Raw genomic sequence first — 24581 nt, 5'->3', positions numbered from 1 at the left:
GGGACCGGTGTCCCGCCCTACGCGTCCGCGCCGGCCTTGCGGCGGCGGGCGACGAACACCGCGCCGGCGCCGAGGGCGACGGCCCCGGCGGCGGCGAGGCCGATCATCGGCAGGGCGTCGTTCGAGCCGGTGGCGGCGAGGTTGCCACCGGTCACCGGGGTGGAGGACGAACCGCCCTGCGGGGTGGTGCCGGTGTTGCCGGCGGTGGGCGCCGGGGCGGGCGTCGAGGTCGACGGCGACGGGGTCGGCTTCGGCTTGTCGCCCTTGGCGGCGAGGATCTCGAAGTCGGCGGTCGCGAACTCCTCGCCGAACCCGCAGGAGCCGTCGTTGTTCTCGTACGCGCCGACGGCGAAGACGACACCGGGGCCGGCCGGGGTCTTGCTGTCGAGGGTGAGGCGCAGCTTCACGTCGGCGTGGCCGCCCTTGACGAGGCTGCCGACCCGGACGGCGTCGTTCTCCTCGGTGACCTCCGTCCACTTCGGGTGGGCGGCGGAGGACCACTCGACGGTGATGTAGTCCTCGAAGAAGTCGTCCTCCTCGATGCTGTCGGGGAGCGCGGCGGCGAAGGCGTAGGCCTCGACCTCGTCGAAGGTCTCCTCGGAGGTGTTGGAGACGCGCAGCGAGAAGAGGGCGCTGGTGCCGGCGGTGACCTTCTTCGGACCGCTGAGGGCGACCGTGACGGACTTGTCCTCGGCGCACTCCTGGCCGAGCTCCTCGAAGTCCGCCAGGGCCTGCTTGGCGGCGGCGAGTTCCTTGGCGGCGGCCTTCTCCACCTTCTGGGCGAGGCCGAGCGTCGTGAAGGCGGCGACGCGCGCCTCCTCCAGGGCCTTGGCGGTGTCCTTCGCCTTCGTGTCGGCGGCGGCCTTGGCGGCGGCGGCCGCCTCGGCGGTCGCCTTCGCCGTCGCGACGGCCTCGTCGGCGGCCTTCTTCTCCTCGTCGGTGGCGTCCTCGGCCAGCTTTTCGCGGGCCTCCTCGGCCTTGGCGAGCTCCGCGTCGGCGGCGGCCTTGGCGGCGGCGGCCGCCTCGGCGGCCTTCTTCGCGTCGGAGGCCGCCACCACCAGCGGGTGGTCGGCCTTCTCCAGGGCCTCGATGGCGGCGTTGGCCTTGGCGACCTCGGCGACGGCCGCGTCGTATTCCTTCTGCGCCAGTTCGACGGCGGCCTTGAGCTCCGCCGGCGTGGGCGGCTTCTCGTCCTCGCCGGCCGCCGGCTTCTGCGTGGAGGCGGGCGACGGCTTGGTGTCGGCGAGGGCGGGAGTGGCGGACAGGAGCACGAGCGGCGTGGTGACGGCGGCGGCCACGGCGGTCGCGAGCATGCGGCGGATCTTCACGTTGTGGACCTTTCCCTGGTCAGGGGGTCGAAGAAAAACGGGGCGCGCTCCTGCGGCTACGTCACGCGGCGCGTCGCCACCGTGATCGTATGGCCGTGGGCGCCTTCGCGGGAGGCCCGTCTCCGCGGCCCCGGGCGGGCGGGAACGAGCGCCCAGCACCCAAAGGGAGCGAACGCGGACAGTTGCCCACGGAGGCCGCACTTTCCGTGTGATCCATGTCATCAGCGCCCGGCGGCCCGCCCCGTAACGTGTCCCCCACACCCGTGGAAAGCGAGGCAGGTACCGATGTCCGAGCACAGCCCGCTCGACCTGGCCGAGGGCGACCCCTTCGGCCCGCACAACCTCCCGTACGGCGTCTTCTCCACCGCCGAGGAGCCCGACCGGCGCCGGCTCGGCGTCCGGATCGGCGGGTACGTGCTGGACGCGGGGGCCGCGGCGCACGCGCTCGGCTCCCCGTACGCGTCGCTGCTCGCGCAGCCGAGCCTGAACCCGCTGCTCGCCGCCGGGCGGACCGCCTGGCGCGACGTCCGCCGGGCGCTCACGGCCTGGGTGACGGTCCCCGCGCACCGGGCCGACGTCGAACCGCTCCTCCACCCCCTGGACGCGGTGACGCTGCACCTGCCGTACGAGGTCGCGGACTACGTCGACTTCTACGCGAGCGAGCACCACGCGACCAACGTGGGCCGGATCTTCCGCCCCGACGGCGACGCGCTCACCCCCAACTGGAAGCACCTGCCCATCGGTTACCACGGGCGCGCGGGCACGGTCGTGGTCTCCGGCACCGACGTCGTGCGCCCCTCCGGGCAGCGCAAGGCGCCCACCGACCCGGCCCCGGTCTTCGGGCCGTCGGTGAAGCTGGACATCGAGGCGGAGGTCGGCTTCCTGGTCGGCACCCCCTCGGAGCTGGGCCGGCCGGTCCCGCTCTCCGACTTCCGCGAGCACGTCTTCGGTCTGACGCTGCTCAACGACTGGTCGGCGCGGGACGTGCAGGCGTGGGAGTACGTGCCGCTCGGCCCGTTCCTCGGCAAGTCGTTCCAGACCTCGGTCTCGGCGTGGGTGACGCCCCTGGAGGCCCTGGACGCGGCCCGCACCGCCCCGCCCGCGCGGGACCTCCCGCTCCTGCCGTACCTGGACGACGCGGACGAGGAGGAGCCGGGCGGCTTCGACCTGCGGATCTCCGTGGAGATCAACGGCGAGGTGGTGGCCGAGCCGCCGTTCTCCTCGATGTACTGGACGGCGGCCCAGCAGCTCGCCCACATGACGGTGAACGGCGCGTCGCTGCGCACGGGCGACCTGTACGGCTCCGGGACGGTCTCCGGACCCGAGGTGAACCAGCGCGGTTCGCTCCTGGAGCTGACCTGGAACGGGCGGGACGCGCTCGAACTGTCCGGCGGGAAGCGGACGTTCCTGGAGGACGGCGACGAGGTCGTCCTGACGGCGTGGGCGCCGGGCCCGGACGGCACCCGGGTCGCCCTGGGCGAGGTCCGAGGCCGGATCGCCCCCGCCGCCTGACCGTCAGACGGCCCGCCAGAGGGAGGGGACGTTCGGCGGCTGCCAGCCGGGCTGGGCGGTGTGCGCCTGGAGGCACACGTAGGCCGCTCCTCCGTAGGTGACGGCGTCCCCGGCCCGGTAGGCGGTGCCGACCGCCCAGCTGCCCCCCGGCGGCTGGGTGGTCTGGGTCGGCGTCGGCGTCGGCGTCGGGCCGGGGTTCTGCGGCACGTTCAGGACGAAGTCGAAGGCGGCCTCGCGCGCCCCGCCCGCGTCCCTGACGGTCATGAGCAGCCGCGGGTCGAAGAGGCTGTCGGTGTTGTTGCGGGGCTCGCCCGGGAAGTACAGCTGGGTGGTGAGCACCGGGCGGCCGGGGGCCTGTGCCTTGACGTGGATGTGCCGGGTGCGGCCCGGGTAGAGGCCGGGCACGATCGTGGTGAGCTTGAAGGAGCCGTCGGCGCCGGTGAACTGGTGGCCGCGGAAGCGGAACCCGGTGTTGTCGTAGGCGCCGTTGGTGTCGGCCTGCCAGAAGTCCAGGAGGACCCCGGATATCGGCCGGCAGGCGAGCCCGAAGACGTACCCGCTGACGGTGAGCCGGACGCCGGGGGTGTTCCCTTCCAACAGGCTTGAGCGCCGGGGGGAGTTGGGCTTGAAGTACGGGCCCTCCATCTGCGCCGGGGTGGGGTCGTCGCCGTCGTCGCACGTGGGGGTGAGCTCGGGCGCCTCCTCGCCGCCGGTCAGGGTGCGGGCGAGCGCGGGGACGCCCATGAGCACCGCGGGCGCCGCCATGCCGGCCGCGAGCGCGGCCCGCAGGACGGTCTTGCGGGTCACGTGCCCGGTGCTGGTCTCGTGGTCCATGTGCCTGGCTCCTCGGGTGGGGGCTGGGATCGGCACCGAACCTAGGGGCCCGCGCCACCGGGTTCGATGGACGGAACACGGCGGTCGTGGTCTTTTCGGAAGCGGCCGGGGCTGCACCCGACCTCCCGCCGGAAGAACCGGCAGAAGTAGGCGGCGTCGTCGAACCCGACGCGGGCGGCCACCTGCCGCACGGGCAGCCCGGTGGCGACGAGCAGCCGCTGCGCCTCGCGCGCCCGCTCCTGGCGCAGGAGCGCGGCGGGCGTGCGGCCGGTGGCCGCCCGCACCACCTCGGTGAGGTGCCCGGGGGTCACCCCGATGCGCTCGGCGCACTCCCGTACGGAGAGCCCGGCGGTCCCGGCGGTACGGGCGAGGCGCAGGAACTCCTCGGCGAGACCGGGCGGCGGCGCCCCCGCTCCCCCGCCGCCGGGCAGCCGGGAGGCCCGTACGAGGAGCACGTGCAGCAGGGACCGCAGCACCCCGGCGAACCCGTCGGCCCCGTGCCGGTACTCCTCGGCCAGGTCGCCCAGGAGCCGGCTCGTGCGCTCGTGGGTGGCGGCGTCGAGGTCCACCCAGGGCCGCTCCCCCAGCCGCCGCAGCAGTTCCTCGTCGTCGGGCCCGCCGACCAGGAACTCGGGCGTGAAGAGCACGAGCGACCCTTCGAGCCCGCGCACGCCCTCCCAGTGGTGCACCTGCCCGGGCAGGATCACCCCGAGCTGCGGCGGCCGCACCTCGTACCGCTCCAGATCGAGCACGTGCGTCCCGCTCCCCTCGGTGACGTGCACGATCTCGTAGAAGGTGTGCCGGTGCGGGTACGCGGCCCGCGACATCGGCCCCATCGCGTCGAACCCCCCGGCGGCGAAGGGCACCCGGTCGGGCAGCCTCAGCTCCAGCCGGTGCACGGGCGGATCACCGGGCCGGGGGACGGCGCAGGGGGTGCCGGGTAAGACGGTGGTGCCGCGCATGGAACCATCCCTCCACGACTGGTACAGACCATTGGGTGCGGTTCCCACGATGACACGGCGTCCGGCGGGGGTGAAGTACGCCGAAGGGCCCGGCTCCTGGAGGAGCCGGGCCCTTCGCGCGCGTCCCCGCGGGGTCACCGCACGAACACGCTCGCCTGGTTCGCCAGGTCCAGGAAGTACTGCGGGGCGAGGCCGAGGGCCAGGGTGACCGCCACGCCCGCCGTGATGGCGACGGTGGTGAAGGCCGAGGGGACGGCGACCGTGGGGCCGTCGGCCTTGGGCTCGCTGAAGAACATGAGCACGATGACCCGGATGTAGAAGAAGGCCGCGATCGCCGAGGAGAGCACGCCGACCACCACCAGGGCGCCCGCGCCGCCCTCCGCCGCCGCCTTGAAGACCGCGAACTTCCCGGAGAACCCGGAGGTCAGCGGAATGCCGGCGAAGGCGAGCAGGAAGACCGCGAAGACCGCCGCGACCAGCGGCGAACGGCGGCCCAGACCGGCCCACTTGGAGAGGTGGGTGGCCTCGCCGCCCGCGTCCCTGACCAGGGTGACGACGGCGAAGGCGCCGATCGTCACGAAGGAGTACGCGCCCAGGTAGAAGAGAACGGACGAGATGCCGCTCGGGGTGGCCGCGATGACGCCCGCGAGCAGGAAGCCCGCGTGCGCGATGGACGAGTACGCCAGGAGCCGCTTGATGTCGGTCTGGGTGATGGCGACGATCGCGCCGCCCAGCATGGTGAGGATCGCGACGCCCCACATGACCGGCCGCCAGTCCCAGGTGAGGCCCGGGAGCACCACGTACAGCAGGCGGAGCAGGGCGCCGAAGGCGGCGACCTTGGTCGCGGCGGCCATGAAGCCGGTGACCGGGGTCGGGGCGCCCTGGTAGACGTCCGGGGTCCACATGTGGAACGGCACGGCGCCGACCTTGAAGAGGAGCCCCATGAGGACCATGGCGAAGCCGATGAGGAGCAGCGCGTCGTTGCCCATGGTGCCGGCGAGCGCCGGGTTCACCGAGGCGACCGTCCCGTCGACCACGTCGGCGATCACGGCGTACGAGACGGAGCCCGCGTAGCCGTAGAGCAGGGCGATCCCGAAGAGCAGGAAGGCCGAGGAGAAGGCGCCGAGCAGGAAGTACTTGACGGCCGCCTCCTGCGACATCAGCCGCTTGCGGCGGGCGAGGGCGCACAGCAGGTACAGCGGGAGGGAGAAGACCTCCAGGGCGATGAAGAGCGTCAGGAGGTCGTTGGCCGCCGGGAAGACCAGCATGCCCGCGACGGCGAAGAGGGCGAAGGGGAACACCTCGGTGGTGGTGAACCCGGCCCTGACGGCGGCCTTCTCGTGGTCGCTGCCGGGCACGGCGGCGGCCTCGGCGGCGAAGGAGTCGACCCGGTGGCCGTGGTCGGCCGGGTCGAGCCTGCGCTCGGCGAAGGTGAAGACGGCCACGATCGAGGCGAGCAGGATCGTGCCCTGGAGGAAGAGGGCGGGTCCGTCGACCGCGATGGCGCCCATGGCCGCGATGTGGGCCTTGGTGGAGCCGTAGCCGCCGGCCGCCAGGCCGACGACGGCGGCGAAGGCGGCGGCGAGCGCGAGGACGCTCAGGAAGACCTGGGCGGTGTAGCGGCCCCTGCGGGGCACGAAGGCCTCGACGAGGACGCTGAGGACCGCGGCGCCGACCACGATGAGCACGGGCGCGAGCTGCGTGTACTCGATGTGGGGCGCCGGGATCTTCTCCAGCGGTTCGACGGCGGCGGTCGTCCACAGGGTGTGGACGGAGGATGCGACAGCGGGAGCACTCACTTGGCCGCCTCCACTTCAGGCTGGGGGTCCTTCTGCTGGACGTCGGACATGGTGTGCCGCACCGCCGGGTTGACGACGTCCGTCAGCGGCTTCGGGAAGACCCCGAGGAAGATCAGGACGGCGATCAGCGGGACGACCACGGCCAGCTCGCGCGGCCGCAGGTCCGGCAGCTTCCGCACCTCCTCCTTCACCGGCCCGGTCATCGTCCGCTGGTACAGGACGAGGGTGTAGAGCGCGGCGAGGACGATGCCGGTGGTGGCGATGACGCCGGCCACCGGATAGCGGGCGTAGGTGCCGACCAGGACCAGGAACTCGCTGACGAACGGCGCGATTCCGGGCAGCGACAGGGTCGCGAGGCCGCCGATCAGGAAGGTGCCGGCGAGCACCGGCGCGACCTTCTGAACGCCGCCGTAGTCGGCGATGAGCCGCGAGCCGCGCCGGGAGATCAGGAACCCGGCGACCAGCATCAGGGCGGCCGTCGAGATGCCGTGGTTGACCATGTAGAGCGTGGCACCGGACTGGCCCTGGCTGGTCATCGCGAAGATGCCCAGGATGATGAAGCCGAAGTGCGAGATGGACGCGTAGGCGACCAGCCGCTTGATGTCCCGCTGGCCGACCGCGACGAGCGCCCCGTAGACGATGCTGATCAGGGCGAGGACGACGATCGCGGGCGTGGCCCACTTCGAGGCCTCGGGGAAGAGCCCGAGGCAGAAGCGGAGCATCGCGAAGGTGCCGACCTTGTCGACGACGGCGGTGATGAGGACGGCGACCGGGGCGGTGGCCTCCCCCATCGCGTTCGGCAGCCAGGTGTGCAGCGGCCACAGCGGCGCCTTCACCGCGAAGGCGAAGAAGAAGCCGAGGAACAGCCAGCGCTCGGTGCTGGTCGCGATCTCCAGGGAGCCGTTGGCCCGGGCCCCGGCGATCTCGGTGAGCGAGAAGTTCCCCGCCACCACGTACAGGCCGATGACGGCGGCCAGCATGATCAGGCCGCCGACCAGGTTGTAGAGGAGGAACTTGACGGCCGCGTAGGAGCGCTGGGCCGCCGCGTTCTCGTCGGAGCCCGCGTGGGCCCGGTCCCCGAAGCCGCCGATGAGGAAGTACATCGGGATGAGCATGGCTTCGAACAGGATGTAGAAGAGGAAGACGTCGGTGGCCTCGAAGGAGAGGATCACCATCGCCTCGACCATGAGGATCAGGGCGAAGAAGCCCTGCGTCGGCCGCCAGCGCTTCGAGGACGTCTCCAGGGGGTCGGCGTCGTGCCAGCCCGCCAGGATCACGAACGGGACCAGCAGCGCGGTGAGCGCGATCAGCGCCACCCCGATGCCGTCCACGCCCAGCTCGTACCGGACCCCGAAGTCCTTGATCCAGGCGTACGACTCGGTCAGCTGGTACCGCTCGCCGCCCGGCTCGAACCGGGCGAAGACGATCCCGGCGAGCACGAGCGTGGCGAGCGAGACGAGCAGCGCCAGCCACTTGGCGGCGGTGCGGCGGGCGGCGGGCACGGCGGCGGTCAGGATCGCACCGACCGCCGGCACCGCTGCCGTCACCGTAAGGAGCGGGAAGGCTGTGCTTGTTCCGAACATGGGGAGTTACACCGCCCTCATCAGCAGGGTCGCGGCGATCAGCACCGCCGTACCTCCGAACATGGAGACCGCGTACGAGCGGGCGTAGCCGTTCTGGAGCTTGCGCAGCCGGCCGGAGAGCCCGCCGACGCTCGCCGCGGTGCCGTTGACCACGCCGTCCACCAGGGAGTGGTCGACGTAGACGAGCGAGCGGGTGAGGTGCGTGCCGCCCGTGACGAAGACGGCGTGGTTGAAGTCGTCCTGGAGCAGGTCGCGGCGGGCCGCCCGGGTGAGCAGCGAGCCGCGCGGGGCGACCGCCGGGACGGGCCGGCGCCCGTACTGGAGGTAGGCCAGGCCGACGCCGATCACCATGACGGCGACGGTGCAGGCGGTGACGGCCGCGGCGCCGATCGGCGGGTGGCCGTGCTCGTACCCGGTGACCGGCTCCAGCCACTCCACGAACCCGGCGAACTCGAAGACCGCGCCCCCGGCGACCGATCCGACGGCCAGCAGCACCATCGGGATCACCATGGACCTGGGCGACTCGTGCGGGTGCGGCGGGTTGCCGTCCGCGTCGGGCTGCCAGCGCTTCTCGCCGAAGAAGGTCATCAGCATCACGCGGGTCATGTAGTACGCGGTGATGGCCGCGCCGAGCAGGGTGACCGCGCCGAGGATCCAGCCCTCGGCGCCGCCCTTCGCGAAGGCCGCCTCGATGATCTTGTCCTTGGAGAAGAAGCCGGACAGGCCGGGGAAGCCGATGATCGCGAGGTAGCCGAGGCCGAAGGTGACGAAGGTGACCGGCATGTACGTCCGCAGGCCGCCGTACTTCCGCATGTCGACCTCGTCGTTCATGCCGTGCATGACCGAACCGGCGCCGAGGAAGAGCCCGGCCTTGAAGAAGCCGTGCGTCACCAGGTGCATGATCGCGAAGACGTAGCCGATCGGGCCGAGCCCGGCCGCCAGGATCATGTAGCCGATCTGCGACATGGTCGAGCCGGCCAGCGCCTTCTTGATGTCGTCCTTGGCGCAACCGACGATCGCACCGAAGAGGAGCGTGACGGCGCCGACGATCGTGACGACGAGCTGCGCGTCCGGGGCCGCGTTGAAGATGTCGGCGGAGCGGACGATCAGATAGACACCGGCGGTCACCATCGTGGCCGCGTGGATGAGGGCCGAGACCGGGGTCGGGCCCTCCATCGCGTCCCCGAGCCAGGACTGCAGCGGCACCTGGGCCGACTTGCCGCAGGCCGCGAGGAGCAGCATCAGGCCGATCGCGGTCAGCGTCCCCTGAGAGGCCTGCCCGGACGCCTCCAGGACCGGCCCGAAGGCGAAGGTCCCGAAGGTGGTGAACATGATCATGATGGCGATCGAGAGGCCGATGTCACCGACCCGGTTGACCAGGAACGCCTTCTTCGCGGCGGTGGCCGCGCTGGGCTTGTGCTGCCAGAACCCGATCAGGAGGTACGAGGCGAGGCCGACGCCCTCCCAGCCGAAGTACAGGAGCAGGTAGTTGTCGGCGAGGACGAGCAGCAGCATCGCCGCGACGAACAGGTTCAGATAGCCGAAGAACCGGCGGCGCCGCTCGTCGTGCTCCATGTAGCCGATGGAGTACACGTGGATGAGGGTGCCGACCCCGCTGATCAGCAGGACGAACGTCATGGAGAGCTGGTCGAGCTGGAAGGCGATGTCCGCCTGGAAGCCCTCGACGGGGATCCAGGTGAAGAGCCGCTGGTACAGGGCCCTCTCCTCGGCCCCCTTGCCGAGCATGTCGGCGAAGAGCGCCAGGCCGATCGCGAAGGAGACGGCCGCGAGGAGCGTGCCGATCCAGTGGCCGGTCCGGTCGAGCCGGCGGCCGCCGCAGAGCAGCACGGCCGCGCCGAGCAGGGGCGCCCCGACGAGCAGAGCGATGAGATTTTCCACGGTCAGCCCCTCACAGCTTCATCAGGCTTGCGTCGTCGACCGAGGCCGAGTGGCGGGCACGGAAGACGGACACGATGATCGCGAGCCCGACGACGACCTCCGCGGCGGCGACGACCATCGTGAAGAAGGCGACGATCTGTCCGTCGAGGTTGCCGTGCATGCGGGAGAAGGTGACGAACGCGAGGTTGCAGGCGTTGAGCATCAGCTCCACGCACATGAAGACCACGATCGCGTTGCGCCGGATCAGCACCCCGGCCGCGCCGATGGTGAACAGCAGGGCGGAGAGGTACAGGTAGTTGACGGGATTCACCGGTTGGCCTCCTCTTCGTCCCGGTCCCGGCCGAAGGCGTCCTGGTCGCGCGCGTCCCGGTCCCGGCCGAGCCGTTCCTCGGAGCGCTGCTCCAGGGCCTTGAGGTCGGCCATGGCCTCGGCGGACACGTCCCGGATCTGGCCCCGCTTGCGCAGGGTCCCCATGACGGTGAGCTCCGCCGGGGTGCCGTCGGGCAGCAGGCCCGGGACGTCCACGGCGTTGTGCCGGGCGTAGACGCCGGGCGCGGGCAGCGGCGGCACGTGCTTGCCCTCGCGCACGCGCTGCTCGGCGAGCTCGCGCTGGGTGCGGGCGCGTTCGGTGCGCTCTCGGTGGGTGAGGACCATCGCGCCGACGGAGGCGGTGATGAGGAGCGCGCCGGTGATCTCGAAGGCGAAGACGTACTTGGTGAAGATGAGGGCGGCCAGGCCCTCGACGTTTCCGCCGCGCGCGCCGTTCGCGGCGCCGAGGCCGGCGAACTCGGTGAGCGAGGCGTTCCCGATGCCGGCGGAGAGCAGGATCCCGAAGCCGAGGCCGCAGGCGACGGCCCACCAGCGCTGGCCCTTGATGGTCTCCTTCAGCGAGTCCGCGGCCGTGACGCCGACCAGCATGACGACGAAGAGGAACAGCATCATGATCGCGCCGGTGTAGACGACGATCTGGACGACGCCGAGGAAGTACGCGCCGTTGGCCAGGTAGAAGACCGCCAGGATGATCATGGTCCCGGCGAGGCAGAGCGCGGAGTGGACGGCCCTGCGCATCAGGATCGTGCACAGCGCGCCGATCACGGCGACGGTGCCGAGGACCCAGAACTGGACGGCCTCGCCGGTGGAGGTCGCGTACGCCGCGAGGTGCGCGCTCACGCGTCCACCTCCTCGTCGGCGTCGTCCTTCTCCCCCTTGGAGGTGGCGGTCTGGCGGACGGTGCCGGGCGCGGCCCCGGTGACCAGGCCCCGGTAGTAGTCCTGCTCGTCCATGCCCGGGAAGATGGCGTGCGGGGTGTCGACCATCTCCTCCTCCAGGCCGGCGAGGAGCTGCTCCTTGGTGTAGATCAGGTTCGCCCGGGAGGAGTCGGCCAGTTCGAACTCGTTGGTCATCGTCAGCGCGCGCGTGGGGCAGGCCTCGACGCACAGGCCGCACAGGATGCAGCGGGCGTAGTTGATCTGGTAGACGCGGCCGTAGCGCTCGCCGGGCGAGTAGCGCTCCTCGTCCGTGTTGTCCGCGCCCTCCACGTAGATGGCGTCGGCGGGACAGGCCCAGGCGCACAGCTCGCAGCCGACGCACTTCTCCAGGCCGTCCGGGTGGCGGTTGAGCTGGTGCCGGCCGTGGAAGCGGGGCGCCGTCGTCTTCTGCTGCTCCGGGTACTGCTCGGTCAGCCGCTTCTTGAACATGGCCTTGAAGGTCACGCCGAAGCCGGCCACCGGATTCTGGAAGTCAGACACCGTCCGTCTCCTTTCCATCACTCGCAGTAGCAGTATCGGGGGCGCCACTGACAACGAGGTCCCGCTGGTGCCGTGACCTGCGCCGGGGCACGGGCGGCAGGGACTGTCCGGGCTTGGGCGGTACGGGGAAGCCTCCGGCCATCGGGTCGAAGGCGCGCTCCTCCTCGGGCGCGGGCGCCGCCGCCTTCGCCTTCCGGTCGCGGAAGAGGTCCACCACGAAGGAGAGGAGGAGCAGGGCGAGCACGGCCCCGGCCACGTACAGGACGATGTTCGTGAACGCGATGTTCTCGTTGCGCAGCGCCCGGACGGTGGCGACCAGCATCAGCCAGACCACGGAGACCGGGATGAGGACCTTCCAGCCGAGCTTCATCAGCTGGTCGTAGCGGACGCGGGGCAGGGTGCCGCGCAGCCAGATGAAGAAGAACAGCAGCAGCTGCACCTTGATCACGAACCAGAGCATCGGCCACCAGCCGTGGTTCGCGCCCTCCCAGAAGGTGGAGACGGGGTACGGGGCCCGCCAGCCGCCCAGGAAGAGGGTCACCGTCACGGCCGAGACCGTCACCATGTTCACGTACTCGGCGAGCATGAACATCGCGAACTTGATGGACGAGTACTCGGTGTTGAAGCCGCCGACGAGGTCGCCCTCGGACTCCGGCATGTCGAAGGGGGCGCGGTTGGTCTCGCCGACCATGGTGACGACGTAGATGATGAACGAGACCGGAAGCAGGATCACGAACCAGCGGTCCGCCTGCGCCTCGACGATCGCCGAGGTCGACATCGACCCGGAGTAGAGGAAGACGGAGGCGAAGGCCGCGCCCATGGCGATCTCGTAGGAGATCATCTGCGCGCAGGAGCGCAGTCCGCCGAGGAGGGGGTACGTGGAGCCGGAGGACCAGCCGGCGAGGACGATGCCGTAGATGCCGACGGAGGCGACCGCGAGGACGTACAGCATCGCGATCGGCAGGTCGGTGAGCTGCATCGTGGTGCGGTGGCCGAAGATCGAGACCTCGTTGCCCGCCGGGCCGAAGGGGATCACGGCGATCGCCATGAAGGCGGGGATCGCGGCGACGACCGGGGCGAGGACGTAGACGACCTTGTCGGCCCTCCTGACGATCACGTCCTCCTTGAGCATCAGCTTGATGCCGTCCGCGAGGGACTGGAGGAGGCCCCAGGGGCCGTGCCGGTTGGGGCCGACGCGCAGCTGCATCCAGGCGACGACCTTGCGCTCCCACACGATGGAGAAGAGCACGGTCACCATCAGGAAGGCGAAGCAGAAGACGGCCTTGAGCGCCACGAGCCACCAGGGGTCCGTGCCGAACATGGACAGGTCTTCAGCGGCGAGCGGCACGCTCATGCCTGCACCTCCGTGACGTCGGCGGGGCGCGGGGCCGCCGGGCCGATGCGGACCAGGTCGCCCGGGCGGGCGCCGGTGTCGGAGAGGACGCCGTGCCCGGTCGAGTTCAGCGGGAGCCAGACGACGCGGTCGGGCATCTCGGTGACCAGGAGCGGGAGGGCGGTGGACCCGGCCGGGCCCGTGACCTCCAGGACGTCGCCGTCCTTGACGCCGGTGTCGGCGGCGGTGGCGGCGGAGAGCCGGGCGACGGCCGCGTGCCGGGTGCCGGCGAGGGCGGTGTCGCCCTCCTGGAGGCGGCCGAGGTCGAGCAGGAGCCGGTGTCCGGCGAGGACGGCCTCGCCGTCGCCGGTGCGGGGCGCGGGCCGGCCGGGCTCGGTGGGCTCGGTGGCCCGCTCGTGGGCCCAGCCGCCGAGCCGGTCCAGCTCCCGCCGTACGGCCCTGAGGTCGGGCAGGCCCAGGTGGGCGTCGAGGGCGTCGGCCAGCATGTGCAGGACGCGGGTGTCGGTCGGGGCAAGCGGCCGGGTCATCTGCTCCGGCTTGAGCGCGGCCTCGAACAGCCGGGCCCTGCCCTCCCAGTTGAGGAAAGTGCCGGGCTTCTCGGCGACGGCGGCGACCGGAAGGACGACGTCGGCGCGGTCGGTGACCTCGCCGGGCCGCAGCTCCAGGGAGACGACGAAGGCCGCGTCGAGCGCTTCGCGCGCGCGTGCCGGGTCCGGCAGGTCGGCGACCTCGACGCCGCCGACGAGCAGGGCGGCGAGTTCGCCGGTGGCGGCGGCCTCGACGATCTGGCCGGTGTCGCGGCCGTAGCGGGCGGGGAGCTCGCGCAGGCCCCAGGCGGCGGCGACCTCCTCGCGCGCGCGGGGGTGGGTCGCGGGCCGGCCGCCGGGGAGCAGCGAGGGCAGCGCGCCCGCCTCGACGGCGCCGCGTTCGCCGGAGCGGCGCGGGATCCAGACGAGCCGGGCGCCGGTGGCGGTGGCGGCGCGCAGGGCGGCGGTGAGCGCGCCGGGCACGCCCGCGAGGCGTTCGCCGACGGCGAGGACGGCGCCCTCCTGGCGCAGGGCCTCGGCGGCGGCGAGCCCGTCACCGGTGAGGCCGACCCGGGAGGTGAGGGCGTCGAGCCATTCGGTCTCGGTGCCGGGGGCGGCGGGCAGCAGGGTGCCGCCGGCCTTCTCCAGGCCCCGGGTGGCGAAGGCGGCGACGGCGTAGGTCTTCTGGCCGCGCTTGCGCCAGGCCTTGCGGAGCCGCAGGAAGACGCCGGGGGCCTCCTCCTCGGACTCCAGGCCGACGAGGAGCACGGCCGGGGCGGCTTCGAGCGAGGTGTACGTGACTCCGCTGCCGTCCAGGTCCCGTCCCCGGCCGGCGACGGCGGAGGCCAGGAAGTCGGCCTCCTCGCCGGAGTGGACCCGGGCCCGGAAGTCGACGTCGTTGGTGTCGAGGGCGACCCGGGCGAACTTGGCGTACGCGTAGGAGTCCTCGACGGTCAGCCTGCCGCCGGCCAGGACGCCGGTGCGGCCGCGGACGAGCCCGCGGGCGGCGGCCTCCAGGGCCTCGGGCCAGGAGGCGGGCTCCAGCTCACCGGTCGCCTGGTTCCGTACGAGCGGGGTGGTGAGCCGGTCGCGCGCTTGCGCGTACCGGAAGCCGAAGCGGCCCTTGTCGCAGATCCACTCCTCGTTGACCTCCGGGTCCTCGGCGGCGAGCCGCCGCATGACCTTGCCGCGCCGGTGGTCGGTGCGGGTGGCGCAGCCGCCCGCGCACTGCTCGCACACCGACGGCGAGGAGACCAGGTCGAAGGGGCGGGAGCGGAAGCGGTAGGCGGCGGAGGTGAGGGCGCCGACCGGGCAGATCTGGATGGTGTTGCCGGAGAAGTACGACTCGAAGGGGTCGCCCTCGCCGGTGCCGACCTGCTGGAGCGCGCCGCGCTCGATCAGCTCGATCATCGGGTCGCCCGCGACCTGGTTGGAGAAGCGGGTGCAGCGGGCGCAGAGCACGCAGCGCTCGCGGTCGAGGAGGACCTGGGTGGAGATCGGGATCGGCTTCTCGTAGGTGCGCTTGACGCCCTCGAAGCGGGACTCGGCCTGTCCGTGGGACATGGCCTGGTTCTGCAGGGGGCACTCGCCGCCCTTGTCGCAGACGGGGCAGTCGAGCGGGTGGTTGACGAGCAGCAGCTCCATCACGCCGTGCTGGGCCTTCTCGGCGACGGGGCTGGTGAGCTGCGACTTCACCACCATGCCGTCGGTGCACGTGATGGTGCAGGAGGCCATGGGCTTGCGCTGGCCCTCGACCTCGACGATGCACTGGCGGCAGGCGCCGGCGGGGTCGAGGAGCGGGTGGTCGCAGAAGCGCGGGATCTCGATGCCGAGCTGTTCGGCGGCGCGGATGACCAGGGTCCCCTTGGGGACGGAGACCTCGATGCCGTCGATGGTCAGCGTGACGAGGTCCTCCGGCGGCACGGCCGGGCCGGCGCCTCCCGTCGGTCCGGACTCGGTGACGGTCATGCGGTCACCTCCTTGTGGTTGTCCGCCCAGGCGGTCGACTTGGCCGGGTCGAAGGGGCAGCCCTTGCCCGTGATGTGCTGCTCGTACTCCTCGCGGAAGTACTTCAGGGAGGAGAAGATCGGCGAGGCGGCGCCGTCGCCGAGGGCGCAGAACGACTTGCCGTTGATGTTGTCGGCGATGTCGTTGAGCTTGTCCAGGTCGGACGTCTCGCCCTTGCCCGCCTCGATGTCGCGGAGGAGCTGGACGAGCCAGTACGTGCCCTCGCGGCAGGGCGTGCACTTGCCGCAGGACTCGTGGGCGTAGAACTCGGTCCAGCGGGTGACGGCCCGGACCACGCAGGTGGTCTCGTCGAAGCACTGGAGCGCCTTGGTGCCGAGCATGGAGCCGGCGGCGCCGACGCCCTCGTAGTCGAGGGGCACGTCGAGGTGTTCGTCGGTGAACATCGGGGTGGAGGAGCCGCCGGGGGTCCAGAACTTGAGGCGGTGGCCGGGGCGCATCCCGCCGCTCATGTCGAGGAGCTGGCGCAGGGTGATGCCGAGCGGGGCCTCGTACTGGCCGGGCGAGGCGACGTGCCCGGAGAGCGAGTACAGCGTGAAGCCCGGGGACTTCTCGCTGCCCATGGAGGTGAACCAGTCCTTGCCCTTGTTGAGGATCGCGGGAACGGACGCGATGGACTCGACGTTGTTCACCACGGTGGGGCAGGCGTAGAGGCCGGCGACCGCGGGGAAGGGGGGCCGCAGCCGGGGCTGGCCGCGGCGGCCTTCGAGGGAGTCGAGGAGCGCGGTCTCCTCGCCGCAGATGTACGCGCCGGCGCCGGCGTGCACGGTGAGTTCGAGGTCGAGTCCGCTGCCGAGGACGTTCCGGCCGAGGTAGCCGGCGGCGTAGGCCTCGCGCACGGCCTCGTGGAGGCGGCGCAGGACGGGGACGACCTCGCCGCGCAGGTAGATGAAGGCGTGGCTGGAGCGGATCGCGTAGCAGGCGATCACGATGCCCTCGATGAGGGAGTGCGGGTTGGCGAAGAGGAGCGGGATGTCCTTGCAGGTGCCGGGCTCGGACTCGTCGGCGTTGACGACGAGGTAGTGCGGCTTGCCGTCGCCCTGCGGGATGAACTGCCACTTCATGCCGGTGGGGAAGCCGGCGCCGCCGCGGCCGCGGAGCCCGGACTCCTTGACGTACGCGATGAGGTCGTCGGGGCTCATCGCGAGGGCCTTGCGCAGGCCCCGGTAGCCCTCGTGGCGCTCGTAGGTCTCCAGGGTCCAGGAATCGGGCTGGTCCCAGAAGGCCGAGAGGACGGGGGCGAGCAGCTTCTCGGGGCTGCTGCTGCCGTTGTTGATCTCGGTGGCCAAGGTCATCACTCCCCCTCCTGTCCGGAGGTCTCGCCGCGCGGGTGGACGATTCGACGGTGCGGCTGCTCGCCCTTGGCCAGTCGGAGGCCGACGAGGGAGGCGGGGCCCGCGCCGCCGGTGGCCTCGACGGCGCCGGGGCGCTCGTCGGGGAAGCCGGCGAGGATGCGGGCGGTCTCCTTGAAGGTGCAGAGCGGGGCGCCCCGGGTGGGTTCGACGGTCCGTCCGGCCCGCAGGTCGTCCACCATCTTCTTGGCGGACTCGGGGGTCTGGTTGTCGAAGAACTCCCAGTTGACCATCACGACGGGCGCGAAGTCGCAGGCCGCGTTGCACTCGATGTGTTCGAGGGTGACCTTGCCGTCCTCGGTGGTCTCGTTGTTGCCGACGCCCAGGTGCTCCTTGAGCTCCTCGAAGATGGCGTCGCCGCCCATGACCGCACAGAGGGTGTTGGTGCAGACGCCGACCTGGTAGTCGCCGGAGGGCTTGCGCCGGTACATGGTGTAGAAGGTGGCGACGGCGGTGACCTCGGCGGTGGTGAGGCCGAGGACGTCGGCGCAGAACGCCATGCCGGTGCGGGTGACGTGGCCCTCCTCGGACTGCACGAGGTGCAGCATCGGCAGGAGCGCGGAGCGGGAGTCCGGGTAGCGGGCGACGATGGCCCGCGCGTCCTCCTCCAGGCGGGCGCGGACGTCCGCCGGGTAGCCGGGGGCGGGGAGCTGGGGCATGCCCAGGCTGATCTGCTCGGTCATCGGTCGACGCCTCCCATCACGGGGTCGATGGAGGCGACGGCGACGATGACGTCGGCGACCTGGCCGCCCTCGCACATCGCCGCCATGGCCTGGAGGTTGGTGAAGGACGGGTCGCGGAAGTGGACCCGGTAGGGACGGGTGCCGCCGTCGGAGACGACGTGCGCGCCGAGCTCGCCCTTGGGGGACTCGACGGCCGCGTAGGCCTGGCCGGGCGGGACCCGGAAGCCCTCGGTGACCAGCTTGAAGTGGTGGATCAGGGCCTCCATGGAGGTGCCCATGATCTTCTTGATGTGGTCGAGGGAGTTGCCGAGGCCGTCGGTGCCGAGCGCGAGCTGCGCGGGCCAGGCGATCTTCTTGTCGGCGACCATGACCGCGCCGGGCTCCAGGCGGTCGAGGCACTGCTCGACGATCCGCAGCGACTGGCGCATCTCCTCCAGGCGGATCAGGAACCGCCCGTAGGAGTCGCAGGTGTCGGCGGTGGGGACCTCGAAGTCGTACTCCTCGTAGCCGCAGTACGGGTCGGTCTTGCGCAGGTCGTGCGGGAGGCCCGCGGAGCGCAGGATCGGTCCGGTGGCGCCGAGCGCCATGCAGCCGGTGAGGTCGAGGTAGCCGACGTCCTGCATGCGGGCCTTGAAGATGGGGTTGCCGGTGGCGAGCTTGTCGTACTCCGGCAGGTTCTTCTTCATGGTCTTCACGAACTCGCGCACGGCGTCGACGGCGCCGGGCGGGAGGTCCTGGGCGAGGCCGCCGGGGCGGATGTACGCGTGGTTCATGCGCAGGCCGGTGATCAGCTCGTACAGGTCCAGGATCATCTCGCGGTCCCGGAAGCCGTAGATCATGATCGTGGTGGCGCCGAGCTCCATGCCGCCGGTGGCGATGCAGACCAGGTGCGAGGAGAGCCGGTTGAGCTCCATGAGCAGGACGCGGATGACGCTGGCGCGGTCCGGGATCTGGTCGGTGATGCCGAGGAGCTTCTCCACGCCGAGGCAGTACGCCGTCTCGTTGTAGAACGAGGTGAGGTAGTCCATGCGCGTGACGAAGGTGGTGCCCTGCGTCCAGGTCCGGTACTCGAGGTTCTTCTCGATGCCGGTGTGGAGGTAGCCGATGCCGCAGCGGGCCTCGGTGACGGTCTCGCCGTCGATCTCCAGGATGAGGCGGAGCACGCCGTGGGTGGACGGGTGCTGGGGGCCCATGTTGACGACGATCCGCTCGTCGTCGGCCTTGGCGGCGGACCGGACGACCTCGTCCCAGTCGCCGCCGGTCACCGTGTAGACGGCGCCTTCTGTCGTCTCTCGCGGAGACGCATGGGGAGTGGTCACGAGTACGACCTCCGCTGGTCCGGAGCCGGGATCTGGGCGCCCTTGTACTCGACGGCGATGCCGCCGAGGGGGTAGTCCTTGCGCTGCGGGTGGCCCTGCCAGTCGTCCGGCATCATGATCCGGGTGAGGGCGGGGTGGCCGTCGAAGACGATGCCGAAGAAGTCGTACGTCTCGCGCTCGTGCCAGTCGTTCGTCGGGTAGACGGCGACGAGGGACGGGATCCTCGGGTCGGTGTCCGGGGCCGAGACCTCCAGGCGGATCGTCCGGCCGTGGGTGAGCGAGCGCAGGTGGTAGACGGCGTGCAGCTCGCGGCCCTTGTCGTGCGGGTAGTGCACGCCGGAGACGCCGGTGCAGAGCTCGAAGCGGAGCGCCGGGTCGTCGCGCAGGGTGCGGGCCGTGCGGACCAGGTGCTCGCGCTCGACGTGGAAGGTGAGCTCGCCGCGGTCCACGACCGTCTTCTCGATCGCGCTCGAAGGGAGCAGCCCCTGTTCCTCCAGGGCGCCCTCCAGCTCGTCGGCGACCTCGTCGAACCATCCTCCGTACGGGCGGGTGGCCGGGCCGGGGAGCCGGATCGAGCGGACGAGGCCGCCGTATCCGGAGGTGTCGCCGCCGCTCTGGGCGCCGAACATGCCGCGCTGGACGCGGACCTCCTCGCCGTGGTCCCCGCGCTGGCCCGGCAGGTTCTGCGCGCTGAGGTCCTTGTCGGGGTTGGGTGTCTCGTCGCTCACCGGAGCAGACCCTTCAACTCGATGGTCGGCAGTGCCTTGAGCGCCGCCTCCTCCGCCTCGCGCGCCGCCTCCTCGGCGTTCACGCCGAGCTTGGAGGTCTGGATCTTCTGGTGGAGCTTGAGGATCGCGTCGATCAGCATCTCGGGGCGCGGCGGGCAGCCGGGCAGGTAGATGTCGACCGGGACGATGTGGTCGACGCCCTGGACGATCGCGTAGTTGTTGAACATGCCGCCCGAGGAGGCGCAGACGCCCATGGAGATGACCCACTTGGGGTTGGGCATCTGGTCGTAGACCTGCCGCAGGACGGGCGCCATCTTCTGGCTGACCCGGCCGGCGACGATCATCAGGTCGGCCTGGCGCGGCGAGCCGCGGAAGACCTCCATGCCGAAGCGGGCCAGGTCGTACCGGCCGGCTCCGGTGGTCATCATCTCGATGGCGCAGCAGGCGAGGCCGAAGGTCGCGGGGAAGACGGACGCCTTGCGCACCCAGCCCGCGGCCTGTTCGACCGTCGTCAGCAGAAAGCCGCTCGGGAGTTTCTCTTCGAGTCCCATAGGTGCCCCTCAGCCCCTCAGTCCCATTCCAGGCCGCCGCGCCGCCACACGTAGGCGTAGGCGACGAAGACGGTGAGCACGAAGAGCAGCATCTCCACGAGCCCGAAAAGCCCCAGGGCGTCGAAGGTGACGGCCCAGGGGTAGAGGAAGACGATCTCGATGTCGAAGACGATGAAGAGCATCGCCGTCAGGTAGTACTTGATCGGGAAGCGGCCGCCTCCGGCAGGCGTGGGCGTCGGCTCGATGCCGCACTCGTACGCCTCCAGTTTCGCCCTGTTGTACCGCTTTGGCCCGATGATCGTGGCCATGACCACGGAGAAGATCGCAAACCCCGCACCCAGGGCACCGAGCACGAGGACGGGCGCGTACGCATTCACGCTCCTCGCTCCTTCCAGTCGTCCTTGACCGTTGGACCGCACCGCCGCGCCGTGAAAGATCGCCCCCATGTGAGGCAGTTCACAAGCCCGGCTGCCCCGCATCTTATGCCTGCCCCTCTGTGATCTGCGACACGGGGTGCAGCACGTAGTTTGTGATCTCCACCACCTGACGAAGGATCATGAAGTCGGATGAGCGGTGATCTTGTCGCGCGAAGCGCCCAGGTGATCACCAGATGTGACATCCGTACCGGAAATCGCTGTTCGGAGGGGGTGTCGCACTATCAAATGCTGGCCCCTACAGGCAAATTGGCGGTGGACGCGGCCGGGTGATAAAGGACCCGCTCGTCGCCCGGTCGGGGGGTCGCGCGTACGCAGGTGGACACGTGCGCGTTTTCACGAGCCGCGTTGTGATCTGCACCACAGACCCGAGGCGCGAAAAGAAGGGGGCTTGGCCAAGGGTGTCAAGGAGTGGTAGGCGTCGGGCAATTCGGGCTTTTCATTGAAAACCCGTGATCAAGGCCCGGATGGCCCATGACCGATTTGCCCGTTACGGCGTCAATAAGGGTGCCACAGAAGCGGATTCACAGGTTCCGAACGTAACTGTGGCGCAACCCACGTTTCTTGAAGGGAACCGTCAAGCCCTGATAGCGGTTGTTCCCATGTCCCACACCGCTCACATACCCAGCCACCGGAAGCCCCGCCGCAGCGCTTCGAAGCTCGCGCTCCGCGCCGGAGTTGCCGGTGGCGTCCTCGGCACCATCGCGGTGGCCGGTGCCGCCGGACCGGCGAACGCCGAGCCGGTGACCGAGACCATCGAAATGCCCACCCTGGGCTCGCTCGACGCCGGTACGAACCTCGCGAGCGCGGTCGCCGCCTCCGCCGAGGCGTCCCAGCAGGAGGCCCTCGACCAGAGCCTCCAGACCCTGGAGCAGGCCGCCTTCCAGAAGGCCGCCCAGGAGGCCAAGAAGGCCAAGGCCGAGGCGGACCGCAAGGCCGCGGCCGAGCGCGCCGAGAAGGCCCGCCTGAAGGCCGAGAAGGAGCGCAAGGAGGCCGAGGAGGCCGCCGAGCGCGCCTCCCGCACCCGTGCGCGCACCCAGCTCGCCACCACCTCCGCGAGCTCCTCGGACGACGGCGGCCCGTCCTCGTCGTCCTCCGACAGCGGCTCGCGCGCCTCGGACAGCGGCAGCCGTTCGGAGGCCCCCAGCGGCTCCGCCGCCTCGATCGTGGCCTTCGCCCGCGCCCAGGTCGGCGACTCCTACGTCACCGGCGGCACCGGCCCCAACTCGTGGGACTGCTCCGGCCTCGTCCAGGCCGCCTACCGCGCGGCCGGCATCGACCTGCCCCGCATCTCGTACCAGCAGTCGAGCAGGGGCAGCTCCGTCTCCCTGAGCGACCTCCAGCCGGGCGACATCCTGTACTGGGGCAGCCGCAGCGGCTCGTACCACGTCGCGATCTACGTCGGCGGCGGCAAGTACGTCGGCGCGCAGAACTCCTCCACCGGCGTCGTCGAGCGCTCCCTGGACTGGGACCCGCCGTCGGGCGCCGTGCGCATCCTCTGAGCGCTCCCGATCGCAGCGCTCGTGCGCTCGCGCGGAAGGGCCGTCACTCCTCGGGGGAGTGACGGCCCTTCGGCCGTTCCTGCTCTTCCGGCTGCTCCGGCTGCTCCGGCACCGGCGTCCGGGTGCTCAGGTCGACGTCCCACCGCACCTCGTGGAACTCCAGGCCCAGGTAGATGCTGCCCGCCCACTGGTCCGGCTTCTGGTGGTCGATGTGGTCCAGGTCCCCCATGTCGGACTCGTCCGCGAGGTCCAGGTCCGAGAAGTGCGCGAGGACCCGCCTCCGGGCCTCCTCCTCGGACACCCGGAACCGGCCCGCCATCTCCGCCACGATCGCGCGCACCACTTCCGCGCCCCGCTCGCTCACCGGCACCGGAGCCGTCGCCGTCGCCGTCACCGGGAAGTCGGTCGTCACCTCGCCGATGCGGTGCCCCCGGGCCCGCAGCTCCGCCCGCACCCGGTCCGCCCGCACCCGGCCGAAGACGGCCGAACGCGCCTCCAGCGCCGCGCCGTCCGGCCGCCGGCCGGCCTCCCGCGCCGCCGCGAGGTCCGCGAGGTCCCGGGCCCGCAGCGCGCGCTCCTCCGCCGCGGCCGGTCCCGCCAGCCGCTCCGCCAGCTCACACGCCCCGGCGAACCGCTCCCCGTCGCCCGGGTGCGCGACGGCGTCGAAGACCGCGCGGGCCAGCTCCAGCTGCCCGTCGACGGCCGCCTCCGGCCGCCGGACCGCCCCGGGCAGCCCGGCAGCGCCCGCCAGCATCCAGCGGGTGAGCCCGATGTCGAAGGCGCCGACCTCGCCGCCGGGGCCGTACCCCTCCCGGAGCATGACCACGGCGGTGGAGTGCGCCCGGACCAGCGCGTCGCGCACCGGGCCGACCCAGGGCGAGGCCGCCACGGGCGCGAGCAGCGCGGTGTGGCGCACGGCGAGCAGAGCCGCCGCGAGCACCCGGTCCTCCTGCGCGCCCCCGGGGAAGGCCACGGGCTCCAGGGCCTCGGGGCCGTCCTGCTCGTCGGCGCCCTCGTCCCCGTCGTCCCCGTCGTCCCCGTCGCCCCCGTAGAACTCCGGGAACTCCGCGTCGTCCGCTTCGCCCCCGTCGTCCCGCACGCTCCCGCCCGCCCCTCGCGTCCTTCGCCCCCGTCAGGCCTTCGGCGCGACCTTCGACAGGCCGTTGATGATGCGGTCCATCGCGTCGCCGCCCGTCGGGTCGGTGAGGTTCGCCAGCATCTTCAGGGTGAACTTCATCAGGAGCGGGTGGGTCAGGCCGCGCTGGGTCGCGATCTTCATGATCTTCGGGTTGCCGATGAGCTTCACGAAGGCGCGGCCCAGCGTGTAGTAGCCGCCGTAGGTGTCCTTGAGGACCTGCGGGTAGTTCCGCAGGGCCAGTTCGCGCTGGGCCGGGGTCGCGCGCGCGTGCGCCTGGACGATGACGTCGGCCGCGATCTGGCCCGACTCCATGGCGTACGCGATGCCCTCGCCGTTGAACGGGTTGACCAGGCCGCCCGCGTCGCCGACGAGCAGCAGGCCCTTGGTGTAGTGCGGCTGCCGGTTGAACGCCATCGGCAGGGCGGCGCCCCGGATCGGGGTCGTCATGTTGTCCGGGACGAAGCCCCAGTCCTCCGGCATCGACGCGCACCAGGCCTTCAGCACCTCGCGCCAGTCCAGCTCCTTGAACGCGGAGGAGGAGTCGAGGATGCCGAGGCCGACGTTCGAGGTGCCGTCGCCCATGCCGAAGATCCAGCCGTAGCCGGGCAGCAGCCGGTCCTGCGGGCCGCGCCGGTCCCACAGCTCCAGCCAGGACTCCAGGTAGTCGTCCTCGTGCCGGGGGGTGGTGAAGTACGTGCGGACGGCGACGCCCATCGGCCGGTCGTCGCGCCGGTGCAGGCCCATCGCGAGCGAGATGCGGCTGGAGTTGCCGTCGGCGGCGACGACCAGCGGGGCGTGGAAGGTGACCTCGCGCTTCTCCTCGCCCAGCTTGGCGTGGACGCCGGTGATCCGGCCCGTGCGGTCGTCGACGATCGGGGCGCCGACGTTGCAGCGCTCGTACAGGCGGGCGCCGGCCTTCTGCGCCTGCCGGGCCAGCTGCTCGTCGAAGTCGTCGCGCTTGCGGACGAGTCCGTAGTCCGGGTACGAGGCCAGCTCCGGCCACTCCAGCTCCAGGCGGACGCCGCCGCCGATGATCCGCAGGCCCTTGTTCCGCAGCCAGCCGGCCTCTTCGGAGATGTCGATGCCCATGGCGACGAGCTGCTTGGTGGCGCGGGGGGTGAGGCCGTCGCCGCAGACCTTCTCGCGGGGGAACGCGGTCTTCTCCAGGAGGAGGACGTCCAGGCCCGCCTTCGCCAGGTAGTAGGCGGTGGTCGAGCCGGCCGGGCCCGCCCCGACGACGATCACATCTGCGCTGTGCTCGGAGAGGGGCTGCTCGGTCACGGCGGGTCTCCCTAAGGGGTCG

Annotated in this window: 21 protein-coding genes; 2 read left to right on the top strand and 19 right to left on the bottom strand. The window is 71.5% G+C overall.

Features of this window, described 5'->3' with window-relative positions; translation table 11 throughout:
• Positions 1–17: 17 nt before the first annotated feature.
• Positions 18–1328, bottom strand: coding sequence for an LAETG motif-containing sortase-dependent surface protein (locus OO47_RS08125; protein ID WP_030208840.1), 1311 nt, complete (start codon positions 1326–1328; stop codon positions 18–20).
• Positions 1329–1613: 285 nt separating this feature from the next.
• Here OO47_RS08125 and fahA point away from each other — a divergent pair, with 285 nt between their 5' ends.
• Positions 1614–2840 carry a fumarylacetoacetase gene (gene fahA / locus OO47_RS08120; protein ID WP_030208837.1) on the top strand — a complete coding sequence of 409 codons (1227 nt, stop codon included), beginning with the start codon at positions 1614–1616 and terminating at the stop codon, positions 2838–2840.
• A gap of 3 nt (positions 2841–2843) precedes the next feature.
• Here the strand turns inward: fahA and OO47_RS08115 are convergent, their stop codons facing one another.
• From OO47_RS08115 to OO47_RS08040, 16 genes are all read right to left on the bottom strand, one after another.
• Positions 2844–3674, bottom strand: coding sequence for a dioxygenase family protein (locus OO47_RS08115; RefSeq protein WP_030208836.1), 831 nt, complete (start codon positions 3672–3674; stop codon positions 2844–2846).
• Between the two features lie 41 nt (positions 3675–3715).
• Complete coding sequence (locus OO47_RS08110) at positions 3716–4636, bottom strand: helix-turn-helix transcriptional regulator (protein WP_030208835.1); 921 nt, start codon at positions 4634–4636, stop codon at positions 3716–3718.
• Between the two features lie 134 nt (positions 4637–4770).
• A complete protein-coding gene (gene nuoN / locus OO47_RS08105) occupies positions 4771–6435 on the bottom strand; it encodes an NADH-quinone oxidoreductase subunit NuoN (protein WP_030208833.1) in 1665 nt (554 codons plus the stop codon).
• The gene (locus tag OO47_RS08100) at positions 6432–8018 is read right to left on the bottom strand and encodes an NADH-quinone oxidoreductase subunit M (RefSeq protein WP_030208830.1); all 1587 of its coding nucleotides are present in this window, start codon (positions 8016–8018) and stop codon (positions 6432–6434) included. The genes nuoN and OO47_RS08100 overlap by 4 nt, the downstream gene beginning before the upstream one ends.
• 6 nt (positions 8019–8024) lie before the next feature.
• Positions 8025–9917 carry an NADH-quinone oxidoreductase subunit L gene (gene nuoL, locus OO47_RS08095; protein ID WP_030208828.1) on the bottom strand — a complete coding sequence of 631 codons (1893 nt, stop codon included), beginning with the start codon at positions 9915–9917 and terminating at the stop codon, positions 8025–8027.
• A 10-nt stretch (positions 9918–9927) separates the two neighbouring features.
• Positions 9928–10227 carry an NADH-quinone oxidoreductase subunit NuoK gene (gene nuoK, locus OO47_RS08090; protein WP_030208826.1) on the bottom strand — a complete coding sequence of 100 codons (300 nt, stop codon included), beginning with the start codon at positions 10225–10227 and terminating at the stop codon, positions 9928–9930.
• The gene (locus OO47_RS08085; protein WP_030208822.1) at positions 10224–11087 is read right to left on the bottom strand and encodes an NADH-quinone oxidoreductase subunit J; all 864 of its coding nucleotides are present in this window, start codon (positions 11085–11087) and stop codon (positions 10224–10226) included. Before OO47_RS08085 ends, nuoK begins: the two co-directional genes overlap by 4 nt.
• Positions 11084–11683 (bottom strand): NADH-quinone oxidoreductase subunit NuoI, encoded by a 600-nt coding sequence (gene nuoI, locus OO47_RS08080; RefSeq protein ID WP_030208818.1) that lies wholly within the window; start codon positions 11681–11683, stop codon positions 11084–11086. The genes OO47_RS08085 and nuoI overlap by 4 nt, the downstream gene beginning before the upstream one ends.
• The gene (nuoH, locus tag OO47_RS08075; protein WP_030208816.1) at positions 11658–13019 is read right to left on the bottom strand and encodes an NADH-quinone oxidoreductase subunit NuoH; all 1362 of its coding nucleotides are present in this window, start codon (positions 13017–13019) and stop codon (positions 11658–11660) included. Before nuoH ends, nuoI begins: the two co-directional genes overlap by 26 nt.
• Positions 13016–15514 (bottom strand): NADH-quinone oxidoreductase subunit G, encoded by a 2499-nt coding sequence (locus OO47_RS08070; protein WP_030208815.1) that lies wholly within the window; start codon positions 15512–15514, stop codon positions 13016–13018. The genes nuoH and OO47_RS08070 overlap by 4 nt, the downstream gene beginning before the upstream one ends.
• Positions 15511–16866: an NADH-quinone oxidoreductase subunit NuoF gene (gene nuoF / locus OO47_RS08065; RefSeq protein WP_030208814.1), complete on the bottom strand. Its 1356-nt coding sequence runs from the start codon at positions 16864–16866 to the stop codon at positions 15511–15513. The genes OO47_RS08070 and nuoF overlap by 4 nt, the downstream gene beginning before the upstream one ends.
• The gene (gene nuoE, locus OO47_RS08060; RefSeq protein ID WP_030208812.1) at positions 16866–17606 is read right to left on the bottom strand and encodes an NADH-quinone oxidoreductase subunit NuoE; all 741 of its coding nucleotides are present in this window, start codon (positions 17604–17606) and stop codon (positions 16866–16868) included. Before nuoE ends, nuoF begins: the two co-directional genes overlap by 1 nt.
• The gene (locus OO47_RS08055; protein ID WP_030208811.1) at positions 17603–18925 is read right to left on the bottom strand and encodes an NADH-quinone oxidoreductase subunit D; all 1323 of its coding nucleotides are present in this window, start codon (positions 18923–18925) and stop codon (positions 17603–17605) included. The genes nuoE and OO47_RS08055 overlap by 4 nt, the downstream gene beginning before the upstream one ends.
• The gene (locus OO47_RS08050) at positions 18922–19653 is read right to left on the bottom strand and encodes an NADH-quinone oxidoreductase subunit C (protein ID WP_030208808.1); all 732 of its coding nucleotides are present in this window, start codon (positions 19651–19653) and stop codon (positions 18922–18924) included. The genes OO47_RS08055 and OO47_RS08050 overlap by 4 nt, the downstream gene beginning before the upstream one ends.
• A complete protein-coding gene (locus tag OO47_RS08045) occupies positions 19650–20204 on the bottom strand; it encodes a NuoB/complex I 20 kDa subunit family protein (RefSeq protein ID WP_030208804.1) in 555 nt (184 codons plus the stop codon). The genes OO47_RS08050 and OO47_RS08045 overlap by 4 nt, the downstream gene beginning before the upstream one ends.
• 17 nt (positions 20205–20221) lie before the next feature.
• On the bottom strand, positions 20222–20581 hold the full coding sequence (locus OO47_RS08040; protein ID WP_030208801.1) for an NADH-quinone oxidoreductase subunit A: 360 nt from the start codon (positions 20579–20581) through the stop codon (positions 20222–20224).
• 659 nt (positions 20582–21240) lie between these two features.
• On the opposite strand from OO47_RS08040, the gene OO47_RS08035 reads away from it, so the two are divergent.
• Complete coding sequence (locus OO47_RS08035; protein WP_030208799.1) at positions 21241–22140, top strand: C40 family peptidase; 900 nt, start codon at positions 21241–21243, stop codon at positions 22138–22140.
• A gap of 43 nt (positions 22141–22183) precedes the next feature.
• Here the strand turns inward: OO47_RS08035 and OO47_RS08030 are convergent, their stop codons facing one another.
• The gene (locus tag OO47_RS08030; protein ID WP_030208796.1) at positions 22184–23239 is read right to left on the bottom strand and encodes a hypothetical protein; all 1056 of its coding nucleotides are present in this window, start codon (positions 23237–23239) and stop codon (positions 22184–22186) included.
• 33 nt (positions 23240–23272) lie between these two features.
• Entirely contained in the window at positions 23273–24559 is a 1287-nt protein-coding gene (locus tag OO47_RS08025; RefSeq protein WP_030208794.1) for a geranylgeranyl reductase family protein, read from the bottom strand.
• Between the last annotated feature and the right edge of the window lie 22 nt (positions 24560–24581).

The organism is Streptomyces bikiniensis, assembly GCF_000716625.1.
In the GTDB taxonomy this organism is placed as follows: domain Bacteria; phylum Actinomycetota; class Actinomycetes; order Streptomycetales; family Streptomycetaceae; genus Streptomyces; species Streptomyces bikiniensis.
This window is presented reverse-complemented; position numbering and strand designations above follow the sequence as displayed.

What these genes read in the sequence shown, in the direction of transcription:
- fahA (WP_030208837.1), top strand. Translation starts at nt 1,614, where the DNA reads ATGTCCGAGCACAGCCCGCTCGACCTGGCCGAGGGCGACCCCTTCGGC.
- OO47_RS08115 (WP_030208836.1), bottom strand. Translation starts at nt 3,674, where the DNA reads ATGGACCACGAGACCAGCACCGGGCACGTGACCCGCAAGACCGTCCTG.
- OO47_RS08110 (WP_030208835.1), bottom strand. Translation starts at nt 4,636, where the DNA reads ATGCGCGGCACCACCGTCTTACCCGGCACCCCCTGCGCCGTCCCCCGG.
- OO47_RS08100 (WP_030208830.1), bottom strand. Translation starts at nt 8,018, where the DNA reads ATGTTCGGAACAAGCACAGCCTTCCCGCTCCTTACGGTGACGGCAGCG.
- nuoI (WP_030208818.1), bottom strand. Translation starts at nt 11,683, where the DNA reads ATGGAAAGGAGACGGACGGTGTCTGACTTCCAGAATCCGGTGGCCGGC.
- nuoH (WP_030208816.1), bottom strand. Translation starts at nt 13,019, where the DNA reads ATGAGCGTGCCGCTCGCCGCTGAAGACCTGTCCATGTTCGGCACGGAC.
- OO47_RS08070 (WP_030208815.1), bottom strand. Translation starts at nt 15,514, where the DNA reads ATGACCGTCACCGAGTCCGGACCGACGGGAGGCGCCGGCCCGGCCGTG.
- nuoF (WP_030208814.1), bottom strand. Translation starts at nt 16,866, where the DNA reads ATGACCTTGGCCACCGAGATCAACAACGGCAGCAGCAGCCCCGAGAAG.
- nuoE (WP_030208812.1), bottom strand. Translation starts at nt 17,606, where the DNA reads ATGACCGAGCAGATCAGCCTGGGCATGCCCCAGCTCCCCGCCCCCGGC.
- OO47_RS08045 (WP_030208804.1), bottom strand. Translation starts at nt 20,204, where the DNA reads ATGGGACTCGAAGAGAAACTCCCGAGCGGCTTTCTGCTGACGACGGTC.
- OO47_RS08035 (WP_030208799.1), top strand. Translation starts at nt 21,241, where the DNA reads ATGTCCCACACCGCTCACATACCCAGCCACCGGAAGCCCCGCCGCAGC.